Origin of the sequence: Phenylobacterium sp. (genome assembly GCF_025934275.1) — a bacterium.
Classification (GTDB): domain Bacteria; phylum Pseudomonadota; class Alphaproteobacteria; order Caulobacterales; family Caulobacteraceae; genus Phenylobacterium.
Window position 1 is genome coordinate 25,611 of the sequence record NZ_JAICYI010000034.1, and the last position, 11,125, is coordinate 36,735.

The window sequence follows — 11,125 nt, forward strand, 5'->3', positions numbered from 1 at the left end:
GCGGCGGGGCTTGTCGGATATCAAGCCGAAGACGGGCCGCCTTCAAGGCGACCGCGCCGGGAGAACGCTAGGTTGCGGCGCAAAGGAGCCTTCTCATGCTCGAGACCTGGGCCCTCCTGCGCGACTTTGGTCCGCACGCGGTCCATTCACCGCCCGACGAGGCGCGCGAGATCCGCGAGCTGATCGCCCACATCATCGAGCGCTATCACGAGGTGCATCGCGCGGAATTTCCGCAGGCGATCGCGCTGGCCCGAAAGGTCGAAGGCGTGCACCGGGACGTGGCCGAGGCGCCCCATGGCCTGGCCGACCACCTCCAGCTGATGTTCGACGATCTGGATGCGCACCAGCGGCGTGAGGAGCTCGTGCTGTTCCCCACCCTGGAAGCCGGCGGTTGCTCCGTCGCGCGCTTCGCCATCCATCGCATGATGGCCGACCACCGTGACGTGGAGCGCCAGCTCGCGACGCTCCGCAAGCTGGCGGGAAACTATCAGCCCCCCGCCGGCGCCTGCCGCACGTGGCGCGCGCTGCTCGAATCCTGCCGCAAGCTGGACGACGATCTCACCGAGCACATGCGACTGGAGGACGAGGACCTGTTTTCGAGATTCCTTTGAGGCCCGGGGGAGGCGCCCCGGAAGGCTTCCGGGCGCGCCCGCACCCAAAGTGCGCGGGCCTCGAAGAGGCGGCGGCGGACCCCGAGCTTCCGCCGCCGCCCGCCATCCCGGATCCCACGCGCAGACCCAGCGCGCGGCGCCTGTGCGCGAGCCGCAAGCGGCGGACCAACCTGCCGGGACGACCGAAAAGTCAGGGCCACGCGACGGCCGTCCCTCGAAGGTCTCTCGCCGACTGATCAAGGGCGAGCCGCAAGCATCCCAACATCAACGCGCGGCTTGACCATAGGCAATTGGGATCGGGCTTCGGCGACCTACCCTGCGTGAGCCCTAGAGGAGGATTGCCATGATCCAAGCCGCTCATCGCCCGCTCGCCATCGCCGCCCTGTTCGCGGCCGCGTCCGTGGCGCTTCCTGCCTTCGCCCAGCCGCAGATCGCGCCGGTGACCGTGACGCAGGCGCCGACGACGGTGCGCATCTCGATCCTCGGAAAGAGCCCGTCGACCGTCTACCGCGACGTTCGCCACGCGGCCTATGTCGTGTGCAGCAACGCGGTCGGAAACCACGAGCTGGCGCTCTCCGACCACACCTTCTGCGTCGACACCGCGTCGTCCAAGGCGATGGTTCAGTTCGCTCAGATCGAGCGCGCGAGAGGTTTCGCCGACTCCGGCCTGATCGTCCTCAGCGCCCGCTGAGACCGAAGCCCCAGATCGAAAGTTTGGCGCCCGCCACCGGCGGGCGCTCCTCGTTTTCGGAGCGCCGTCGACCGGAACAAGGCGGCGGTGGGGCCTGCCACCTCGCAAACGGTCTCCAGCCGCGTCGAATCCTGACTGGCGGCCTGAGATTGCTCATGGCCGAGTTCGACTTCCGCAAAAGATAGATCGCGTTATAAACTTGTTGGGCCAACTGGGAGGCCCGTATGCTGCTCAGCGACGTTCCGGCCATCGCCGCCCATCACGCGCCCGATGTCATCGCCCTCCGCTTAGAGGACCGCACCTGGACCTACGCCGAGTTGCGGGACCGCTGCTGGCGACTTTCCAATGCGCTGATCCGGGTCACCGAGCCCGGCGACCGCGTCGCCATCCTCTCGGAGAACTGCCCGGAATACGTGGAGTGCTACTACGGCGTGCCGGGCGCGGGGCTCGCCTTGGTCTTTCTCAACTATAGGCTGGCCGCCCGGGAGCTCGCCTACATCATCGGCAACAGCGAACCGCGTCTGCTGTTCGTCGAGCGGCGGTACTTGCCGGCGATCCGCGAAATCCGCGGCGAGATCCCCTCCGTCGAGCAGATCGTGGTGATCGGCGAGCAGACGGAGGACGCCATCTCATACGATGCGCTGCTGGCGACCGGCGCCGCCTCCGAACCCCTGCGGCGGCCGAAGGAGGATGAGCTCTGCTGGCTCCTCTACACCTCGGGCACGACCGGCCTTCCGAAGGGCGCGATGCTGTCGCACCGGAACATCATGGCGGCCATCACCAACAGCATGTGCAGCTGGGAGGCGGCGCCGGACGACGTCTGCCTCTTCACCTTCCCGCTGTTCCACGTCGCCGGCTACGTCATGCCTATGTACCATCTGCGGACCTATCCGGTGGTCCTGCTCCGCAGCTTCGACATCGAGACGCTGCTGGCGAACATCGAACGCCACCGTGTCACCAGCACCGCCATGGCGCCCACCATGATCGCCATGCTGCTCGAGAACCCGGTGGCGGACCGCTACGACATCTCGAGCCTCCGGCGCATCGGCTACGGCGCCTCAGCCATGCCCGCCGAGGTGCTGAGGCGCGCCCGCGGCCGCTGGCCGGGCGTCGCTTTCTCCACCGGCTTCGGGATGACGGAGCTCTCCGGCAATGTGATGTTCCTGAGCCCGGCCGACCACGACCGCGCGGCCGATCAGGGGCTGGACATCCTCCGCTCCGTGGGCCGCCAGATGCCCCTCGCCCGGGTGCGTGTTGTCGATGACGAGGGCCGCGACGCGCCCGCCGATACGCCCGGGGAGATCGTCGTGAAGGGCGATCAGGTGCTGATGGGCTACTGGCGCAATCCGGAGGCGACCCGGTCCTCGTTCTTCGCGGGCGGCTGGTTCCGCTCCGGCGACGTCGGCCGCTGGGATGCTGATGGCTACCTCTATATCGTCGATCGCAAGAAGGACATGATCCTGACCGGCGGCGAGAACGTCTATCCCCGGGAGGTCGAGGAGGTCCTCTATCAGCATCCCGCGGTCGTCGAGGCCGCTGTCATTGGCGCGCCGGACCCCAAGTGGGGCGAGAAGGTCGTCGCTGTCGTCTGCCTGAGAACCGAGGCCAGCGCGGACGAGCTGATCGCCTTCTGCCGTGAGCGGATCGCCAGCTACAAGAAGCCCCGCCACGTGGTCTTCATAGAGGCGCTTCCGAGGAACGCATCCGGCAAGGTGCTGAAGCGCGAGCTGCGCGAGCGCATCACTGTAGGAGAGCTTGCGCTCGGGGAGCCTCAGTCGTTTCGCCGGCCAGACGCTGGAAGTTCAGACTCAGGCCAGGCCTCGGCCAGCGGCACTTGAGCAGTCTGCCGGTCCCCGAGGCGGTGATCCAGGCCGTCTGCATGTCGGGCCCGCCGAAGCAGATGTTGGTGACCAGCGGATCCGGGAAGGCGGTGTGCTCGAAGCCGCCCGCCGGATCGAAGGCGGTGATGCCGCCGTTCACCAGGGTCGCGCAGCACACCTTGCCGCCCGCCTCCACCGCGAGGCTGTCGAGCATCTGATAGCCCGGCAGCGGGCCCAGCACCTTGCCGGCCGCGAACAGGTTCGCGGGCGCTTCGATCTCGCCCTCGCCGATGATGTTGAAGGCCCAGACCCGGCTGGTGTGTGTCTCGGCCACATAGACAGTCTTCTCATCGGGCGAGAGGCCGACGCCGTTCGGGGTGACCATGCCCTCGCGGACCCGCTTGATCATCGAGCCGTCGGGCTTGGCGTAGAGCAGGTGGCCCATTTGCATTCGGTCGCCGTCGGACTTGCCGAGATCGGTGAACCAGAAGCCGCCCGCCTTGTCGAAGACGATGTCGTTCGGGCCACGCAGCGGCCGTCCGTCGCAGCTGTCGTAGAGGGTCGTCGCCTCGCCCGTGTCGAGGTCCACGCGCTGGATCGATCCGGTCTTGTAGTCGTGGGGCGTGCCGTGCGGCAGGGTCAGGCCTTCGGCTTCCATCCACTCGAAGCCGCCGTTGTTGCAGACGTAGACGGCGCCGTCGGGGCCGAGCGCCGCGCCGTTCGGGCCGCCGCCCAGCTCGGCGATGACTTCCTGCCGGCCGTCGGGCCGCACGCGGGTCAGCGTCTGCCGCTTGATCTCCACAAGCACCACCGAGCCGTCCACCATGGCGACGGGTCCCTCCGGAAACGCCAGACCTTCCGTGACCACCTCGAAGTCCATCGGGCGACCTCCCTGCTGAGGCTATTTTCATTACTTGTTATAACTAAGACGTCGTCCGTCAAGGCGGCGCTTCGTGGCGTTCGGGGCGAAAGTCGACGCCGTTCTGTTGAACGGGTTTCAAAAATCTGGAAACCTTCCGCGGGAGCTTCAGATGCGGGAGGAATCCATGAGCGCGGGCGCAGATCGGCGTTGGCCGGCGGTGAGCATTGAGGAGACCTATCGGATCCTGACCGCGCCGGGAGCTCCGTTCGAAATGGAGGAGATCACCGTCCGCGGCCGGCGCGTGCGCGCCTATAAGAACGCGCTGTCCAGCCTGCGGCAGGTGTTCGACCTCGGCCGGTCGTGGGGCGAGCGGGAATTCATCGTCTACGAGGGCGAACGGCAGACCTACGCCGAGCACTTCCGCGCCGCCGGCGCTCTGGGTCGGATCCTCTCCGAGCGCTTCGGCGTGAGGAAGGGCGAGCGCGTCGTGATCGCGATGCGCAACCTGCCGGAGTGGTCTGTGGCCTTCTGGGCGGTGCAGTCGATCGGCGGCGTGGCCACCCCGCTGAACGCCTGGGGACTGGGGCCCGACCTCGTCTACGGCATCCAGGACTCCGGCGCGAAGGTTGCGATCGTCGACGGCGAACGGCTGGAGCGGCTCGCCCCGCACCTTGGCGAAGTTCAGCTCGAGGCGCTGGTCTCCGTTCGCGCGCCGGACGACCTGGTCGCCGACGCCATTCCCCTGGATGCGCTGATCGGGCGCCCCGACGCCTATCGCGATCTGGCTGACAATCCGCCGCCGGATCCCGGGCTGCAGCCCGACGACGACGCCACCATCCTCTACACCTCCGGCACCACCGGCAAGCCCAAGGGCGCGCTCGGCACCCACCGCAACGTTCTGACCAACCTCGTCAGCCTGGGCTTCTCCGGCGCTCGGGCCGCGATCCGCCGAGGCGACCTTCTTCCCGTTCCGGATCCGAACGCGCCGCAGCGGGTCAACCTGCTCCCCGTGCCGCTCTTCCACGTGACCGGCTGCAACTCGATGCTGGTCCCGACCGTCGCCTCCGGCGGCAAGCTCGTCCTGATGTACAAGTGGAACCCTGAGCGGTTCCTGGAGCTGATCGAGACCGAGCGGGTGAACGGCACGACCGGGGTCCCCGCCATGGTCTGGCAGGTTCTGGAGAGCCCCGACTTCGACAAGCGCGACCTCTCCAGCCTGGACTCATACGGCTACGGCGGCGCGGCGGTGGCGCCTGAGCTCACGCTCAAATTCGCCAAGCTCTTCCCGCACATTCCACCGGGGCAGGGATACGGCGCGACCGAGACCTCCTCGGTCTCCACCAGCAACAGCGCCGAGGACTACCTCAACCGGCCCGACAGCGTGGGCCTCCCGGTCCCGTGCTGCGACATCAAGATCGCCGATCCGGACGGCGGCGAGGTCCCGATCGGCGATGTGGGCGAGATCTGGATCCATGGGCCCCATATCGTGATGGGCTACTGGAACAAGCCCGAAGCCTCGGCCGCGGCCTTCACCGACGGCTGGTACCACACCGGCGACATCGGCCGCCGCGACGAGGAGGGCTTCGTCTACGTCCTCGACCGCGTGAAGGACATGCTGATCCGCGGCGGCGAGAACATCTACTGCGTGGAGATCGAGGACGTGCTGGTCGCCCATCCGGCGGTCATCGATGCTGCGGTGATCGGCCTGCCGCACCGCATCTGGGGCGAGGAGGTGGGCGCGGTTGTGCAGCTGAAGCCGGGCGCCGAGATTGACGAAGCCGACCTGATCGCCCACGCCGGACGGCTGCTGCCGGCGCACAAGGTCCCGGTGCGGATCGAGGTGCGCATCGAGGAGTTCCCGCGCAACGCCAGCGGCAAGACGCTCAAGCCCCAGTTGCGCGAGGAGATGCTCGCCAGGCTGGCCCCGGCGTGATGGGACGAGGCGCGGGCTGCGCCCTCGGAGGGCGGCTGTTATAGGTCGTCGGGGGACAGTCGCGTGATTTGAGGGGTGGGGCGAGATGAGGGTGGAGAGCGCTGCGGAGACGCCGGTCAGTCGAAGAGAAGCCGGCAAGGCCGAGCGCCGCCGGCGCATCATCCATGCGGCCCGCGACCTGATCCGTGAGACAGGAAACGCCGGGCTGTCGATGCGGGCGCTGGCCGCCCGGGCCGGGGTGAGCCTGGCCACCCCCTACAACCTGTTCGGCTCCAAGCGCGCCATCCTGCTCTCTGTCCTCGACGACATCCGCGAGTACCTAGACAGGTTCAATCAGCTGCGCGCCATCGATCCTCTTGAGAGGCTGTTCGGCGCGCTCGACATCTGTATCGACTTCTACGTGGCCGACCCGGAATTCTATCGGACCATCTGGGCGGCCCTGTTCGATCCGTCCGACGAATTCCGCTCGCAGATCTTCAACTCAAGGCGGGCGGCTTTCTGGGAGGGCCTGGTCAACGACGCGGCCAAGGCCGGCGTGATCGCGCCCGAGGTGGACACCCGGCTTCTGTTCAAGGCCCTCGACCGCAGCTTCGGCGCCACCATGCTCGACTGGGTGACGGGGGAGTTGAACCACGACCAGCTCGGGCCCGCCATTCGCCACGCCTATGCCCTGATCCTGAAGGGGGCGGCTTCGCCCGACTGGCGCGGTCCGCTCGAAGTGCGCATCCTGCAGAGCCAGGCGGCCATGCTGCAGCCAGGACATGCCTGAGGCCGGCCGTCTTGGAGACGTCGCCCCGGCCCACCGGTTCGATGTGGGCCGGCTGGAGGCCTATCTCCGCCGGGCGATCGACGACTTCGGCCAGCATCTGGAGGTGCGCCAGTTCCAGGGCGGCGCCTCGAACCCCACCTTCCTCCTGACGTCCGAGACCCGCGCGGGTCCGCGCCGCTATGTCCTTCGCAAGAAGCCGCCGGGTCAGCTGCTCGCCAGCGCTCACCAGGTCGAACGCGAATTCCGTGTGATGAGCGCCCTCGCCCAGACCGAAGTGCCCGTGCCCCGCATGCGCGTGCTCTGCGAGGATCCGGAGGTGATCGGCACGCCGTTCTACGTGATGGATTTCCTGGAGGGCCGCATCTTCCGCGATGCAGCGCTGCCCGGCCTCCCGCCGGCGGAGAGGGCTGAGATCTATGACCAGCTCAACGCCACCTTGGCCAAGCTTCACCAGGTGGACTACGCGGCCGTGGGGCTTTCGGACTATGGCCGGCCGGGCGGCTACTTCCAGCGCCAGATCGCCCGCTGGACGAAGCAGTACCGGGACGCCGAAACCGAGGCGATCCCGGCGATGGAGCGGCTGATCGCCGAGCTGCCGGGGCGCATGCCTGACGACGACGCGGTGACGATCGCCCATGGCGACTACCGGCTCGAGAACGTGATGTTCCGCCCGACCGAGCCGAGGCTGATCGCGGTTCTCGACTGGGAGCTCTCGACCCTGGGCCATCCTCTGGCGGACCTGGCCTACAACTGCTTCCTCTGGCGTTCGGACAGCCCCGCCTGGGGCAGTCTGCAGGGCGTCGACTTCGCGACCAGCGGGATCCCGATAGAGGAGGCCTATATCGCGGCCTATTGTCGTCGGACAGGCCGCCAGGGCGTGCACGACTGGCCCTTCTATCTCGCCTTCTCTGTCTTCCGGCTGGCGTCGATCTCGCAAGGAGTCTACCGCCGGGTCCTCGCCGGCATCGCCGCCAGCCAGCGAGAGGCGGTCAACGGCGCGCCCCACCTCGCGGACGTGGCGATCGACATTCTCTCCGAAGGCTCATGAGCCGCAAAAAGAGCGGCCCCACCGTCGCGGGGCCGCCGTGCGGCCGGGGAAGCAAGCCGCAATGATCCCTACTTGAAGCGGTAGCTCACGGTTACGCCGTAGGTGGCCGGATAGCCCGTGTAGCGGAGCAGCACGTCGTTCACGTGATCGGCAGCCGTCCAGTAGTACTTGTCGAGGATGTTCCGGCCCCAGATCTGGGCGAGCCACGGCCCGCGTATCACCCCCGCGCGGAGGTCGAGCAGCACGTAACCCGGCACCTTCAGCGGGTCGTTGGGATGGTTGGTCGGGCAGGGTCCGACGGGCGTCGGCGAGGGCCCGCCCGCACAGGTCACATAGCCGCCAAAGACCGGCAACACGCCCGAGACGCCGGCGTTCTTGAAGGCCGGAATCGGCGTGCGGTTCACGAAGAAGGTGTTGGTGTCGGAAACGAAGTTCGCCGTCGCGCCGACGAACGCCCGCGTGTCGTCTCTGAACAGCCATTCGTACTGGGCGTCGATCGACCCCTGCCACGTGGGGGCGGAGGGGAAGTGCTCGCCGGTGAAGTCGGCGTACTCGTTGTAGGCGTCGAAGTTGTAGTAGTGGCCCGGGATGCAGGTGATGAGGCCCGGCAGGGTCGGGTCCGACTGGGCCGGCGGCGGAGCGCAGGTGTTCCGGTTCGAACTGTCGATCTTGCTGTACTGGTAGCTGACGGCCGGCGTGACCGTGAGCCCCTTCAGCCAGTCGGGCGCATAGGTCGCCGACACCTCGAAGCCGACCACGTGCGACTTCGGCACATTGACCAGCGAGGGCAGGGCGCCAAACAGCGGATCGCTGACCGCGCCCAGGATCTGCTTGTCCTTGTAGTCGTAGTAGAACACCGCCGCATTGGCCTGCAGCGTCTTGTCGAGGAGCGCGGATTTCACGCCGACCTCGTAGGAGAGCAGCGATTCCTGCACGACCGGATGGGTCTGCTGGAAGGTGGCGAGCGCCACCGTCGGGAACGAGCCGCCCTTGTACCCCTTGGAGATGTTCACGTAGGCCAAGGTGTCGGGGATAGGCTTCCAGTTCAGGCCCACCTGCCATGACACGTTGTGCTGGTTGAGGCTCGCGAAGAACAGGCCGCCGTCCGGGGGCGAGTTGAAGGTCGGCCCCGGTCCCGTGGACGCGCAGGTGCCCGCCGGCGACAGCTTCGGCGACGTGCTGCCGAAGGCGCCCTGGAGGATGAACGCCACCATTGCCCAGGTGCCGTCCCCACCGTCATTGCCGCAGGTGCCGCCGAGCTTGTCCTCCTTGGTGTACCGCAGGCCGGCCGTCGCGGTCAGCTGATCGAGGATCGGGTACTCGGCGTGGGCGAACGCCGCGTAGGTCTTGGTGGTCTGGAGATCGGTGGGCTTGGTCGGGCCGAGTGGGAAGCCGATGTCCACGCCAAGGTCCGCGTTGAAGGCGAACAGAGTGGGGCTCGCCGTCGAGGCGTTATAGCTCTGCAGGAACTGGTCCCAGGTCTTGTCGTGCTCGTAGTTGGCGCCGATGATCCAGGCGCCCTTGCCGCCGAAGTTCCCCGCGGCCCGCAACTCCTGGAAAAAGCTGGTGATCTTCCCGTGCTGGATCGACTGGTAGTCCTGGATCGGGATGCCGGCTCCGTCGATCGCCTGGTGCCGGCTGAACCTCTGGATCGAGGTGAGCGAGGTCACCGTCATGCCGGCGCCCAGGTCGTAGTCCATCCTGAGCGCGGCGCTGAAGTAGGTGTTGTCTTTCTTGGCCGGCTCGCAGCTGGTCGGCTGTCCGCCCGCCTGCACGACTGAACCCGGACCCATCGACTCCGGCGGCGCGTTCGGCACCGTGGGGTTGATGTTGACCGCAAGCGTCCCGAGGTTCTGGTTCTGGATCGGATCGAACGGCGAGTTGTTGACGCAGGAATTCCAGCCGGCCGCCTGGTCGTTCTTCGGCGCGAGCGGGTAATTCGCGATAAACGGCGACAAGGGCGCCAGCGGGCTGAGCTCAGCGATGCCGTAGAGCTGTCCCATCTGCGTCCAGCCGCGATCACGCCAGCTGTTGAGGGTGAGCAGGGCGCGGAACGCGTCGTTCGGCTTCCACTGCAGCGAGACGCGGCCGTTGATGAAGTCCTTGCCGCCGATCGTTTGGCCTTGCTGCTGGGCGTAGCCCTTCTGCCAGGCCCCGCTCTCATTGATTCGCGCGGCGACGCGCATGTCGAGGCCCTGCGCCACACGGCCGCTCGCATAGCCGTCCACGTCGACGTCGTTGAAGCGGCCCCAGCTGGCGTCGAAACCCGTCTCGAAGTCGTCCGTCGGCTTGCGCGCGACGTAGTTGATGGCGCCGCCGGTGGCGTTCTCGCCGAACAGCGTTCCCTGGGGCCCTTTCAGCACCTCGACGCGTTCGAGATCGAGCGTCGCGCCATTGGTGAGCGCAGAGAACGGCAGCGGGAATTCATCGATGTAGACGCTGACCGTCGGACTGCCCGCGAGTGAGGTGTCCTGGAATCCGACGCCGCGGATCGTGAACACGTAGGTGCCGTAATAGGTCGGCGTCGCCTGGAAGCCAGGGACCAGCTTCTGAAGGTCGGCGGTGTCCTTGACGCCGGCCTGGATCAGCTTGTCGCCGGAGGCGACCTGCACCGACATGCCGACATCGTTCAACGACTGTTCGCGCTTCTGGGCCGTCACGATCAATTCCTGGATCGTCGTGGCCGATGCTGCGGCCGCGGCTGAAGGCCCCGCCTGGGCGAAGGCTGCGTGCGCAGAAAAAACGAGAACAGCGGTCGAAACGCCGCAATACGCGAGCGAACGCCTGGTCATTGTGTTCCTCCCCCTAGCCTCGTCCTTGCGCATCCCCGCGGGCGCTCCATGGAGGCCTACCCACGTTATCTATTTCGGGTGAAGCTTCCACCGTTTTCATAACGCGTTCTATTCGTTTGTGAGCGCATTGTGGCGTCTGCGGCACGCTGCCGGCGTGACGTCGCGTTCGGATTGTGGCGTGATTAGATCGCGCTATAGTTTTTGCGCGCGAGAGGCGGCGCCCGGCGCAGGGACGCAGACGACCATGGCGAGGACGCGGCCGAGCGCGGCGACGCCGACATCGGGACCGCTTCGGCGCATGGTCGAGGGCGGAAACAAGACCCTGCATCAGGGGCCCAGAGACGGGGCCCCGGCTTGGCGCGAAATGCAGGGATTTCCGGCGCGTCTAGAGACGACGCCGATCAGGGACTAGAGCGAAGTAGGCCGTGTAGTCCACGACTTGCGAGCGCGGTGCGCGGAAGAGCCCATCTTCAGGGACTGGGTGGCGGTGAGAGAGGGATTTAGTTCTCGTAAAATCAACAACTTACGCCAATGGCGGCGAGGCGGTTTGGCGCATATTTCTGTAGATATGCAGAAAACTGAATCCCTCTGTTTCCGTC

Annotated in this window: 8 protein-coding genes; 6 read left to right on the forward strand and 2 right to left on the reverse strand. The window is 66.9% G+C overall.

The window, feature by feature from the left end:
* Positions 1 to 95: 95 nt before the first annotated feature.
* From Q0W60_RS10305 to Q0W60_RS10315, 3 genes are all read left to right on the forward strand, one after another.
* Positions 96 to 611 (forward strand): hemerythrin domain-containing protein, encoded by a 516-nt coding sequence (locus tag Q0W60_RS10305; RefSeq protein WP_297695224.1) that lies wholly within the window; start codon positions 96 to 98, stop codon positions 609 to 611.
* 343 nt (positions 612 to 954) lie between these two features.
* A complete protein-coding gene (locus Q0W60_RS10310; protein WP_297695226.1) occupies positions 955 to 1,302 on the forward strand; it encodes a hypothetical protein in 348 nt (115 codons plus the stop codon).
* 224 nt (positions 1,303 to 1,526) lie between these two features.
* Entirely contained in the window at positions 1,527 to 3,140 is a 1,614-nt protein-coding gene (locus tag Q0W60_RS10315) for a long-chain fatty acid--CoA ligase (RefSeq protein WP_297695228.1), read from the forward strand.
* Here the strand turns inward: Q0W60_RS10315 and Q0W60_RS10320 are convergent.
* A complete protein-coding gene (locus Q0W60_RS10320; RefSeq protein WP_297695230.1) occupies positions 3,043 to 4,002 on the reverse strand; it encodes an SMP-30/gluconolactonase/LRE family protein in 960 nt (319 codons plus the stop codon). The two genes, Q0W60_RS10315 and Q0W60_RS10320, sit on opposite strands and share 98 nt — an antisense overlap.
* Positions 4,003 to 4,168: 166 nt before the next feature.
* Between Q0W60_RS10320 and Q0W60_RS10325 the strand changes: the two genes are divergently transcribed.
* The 3 genes from Q0W60_RS10325 (at position 4,169) to Q0W60_RS10335 (ending at position 7,734) form a co-directional block, all read left to right on the forward strand.
* The gene (locus Q0W60_RS10325; protein WP_297695232.1) at positions 4,169 to 5,917 is read left to right on the forward strand and encodes a class I adenylate-forming enzyme family protein; all 1,749 of its coding nucleotides are present in this window, start codon (positions 4,169 to 4,171) and stop codon (positions 5,915 to 5,917) included.
* A gap of 85 nt (positions 5,918 to 6,002) precedes the next feature.
* A complete protein-coding gene (locus tag Q0W60_RS10330) occupies positions 6,003 to 6,686 on the forward strand; it encodes a TetR/AcrR family transcriptional regulator (protein WP_297695234.1) in 684 nt (227 codons plus the stop codon).
* Positions 6,679 to 7,734 (forward strand): phosphotransferase family protein, encoded by a 1,056-nt coding sequence (locus Q0W60_RS10335; RefSeq protein WP_297695236.1) that lies wholly within the window; start codon positions 6,679 to 6,681, stop codon positions 7,732 to 7,734. The genes Q0W60_RS10330 and Q0W60_RS10335 overlap by 8 nt, the downstream gene beginning before the upstream one ends.
* A gap of 68 nt (positions 7,735 to 7,802) precedes the next feature.
* Here the strand turns inward: Q0W60_RS10335 and Q0W60_RS10340 are convergent, their stop codons facing one another.
* Entirely contained in the window at positions 7,803 to 10,394 is a 2,592-nt protein-coding gene (locus Q0W60_RS10340; RefSeq protein ID WP_297695238.1) for a TonB-dependent receptor, read from the reverse strand.
* Positions 10,395 to 11,125: the final 731 nt, after the last annotated feature.

Bases quoted from the DNA above. Each gene is read 5' to 3' on its own strand.
- Q0W60_RS10315 (WP_297695228.1), top strand. From the start codon at position 1,527: ATGCTGCTCAGCGACGTTCCGGCCATCGCCGCCCATCACGCGCCCGAT.
- Q0W60_RS10335 (WP_297695236.1), top strand. From the start codon at position 6,679: ATGCCTGAGGCCGGCCGTCTTGGAGACGTCGCCCCGGCCCACCGGTTC.
- Q0W60_RS10310 (WP_297695226.1), top strand. From the start codon at position 955: ATGATCCAAGCCGCTCATCGCCCGCTCGCCATCGCCGCCCTGTTCGCG.
- Q0W60_RS10320 (WP_297695230.1), bottom strand. From the start codon at position 4,002: ATGGACTTCGAGGTGGTCACGGAAGGTCTGGCGTTTCCGGAGGGACCC.
- Q0W60_RS10330 (WP_297695234.1), top strand. From the start codon at position 6,003: ATGAGGGTGGAGAGCGCTGCGGAGACGCCGGTCAGTCGAAGAGAAGCC.
- Q0W60_RS10305 (WP_297695224.1), top strand. From the start codon at position 96: ATGCTCGAGACCTGGGCCCTCCTGCGCGACTTTGGTCCGCACGCGGTC.
- Q0W60_RS10325 (WP_297695232.1), top strand. From the start codon at position 4,169: ATGAGCGCGGGCGCAGATCGGCGTTGGCCGGCGGTGAGCATTGAGGAG.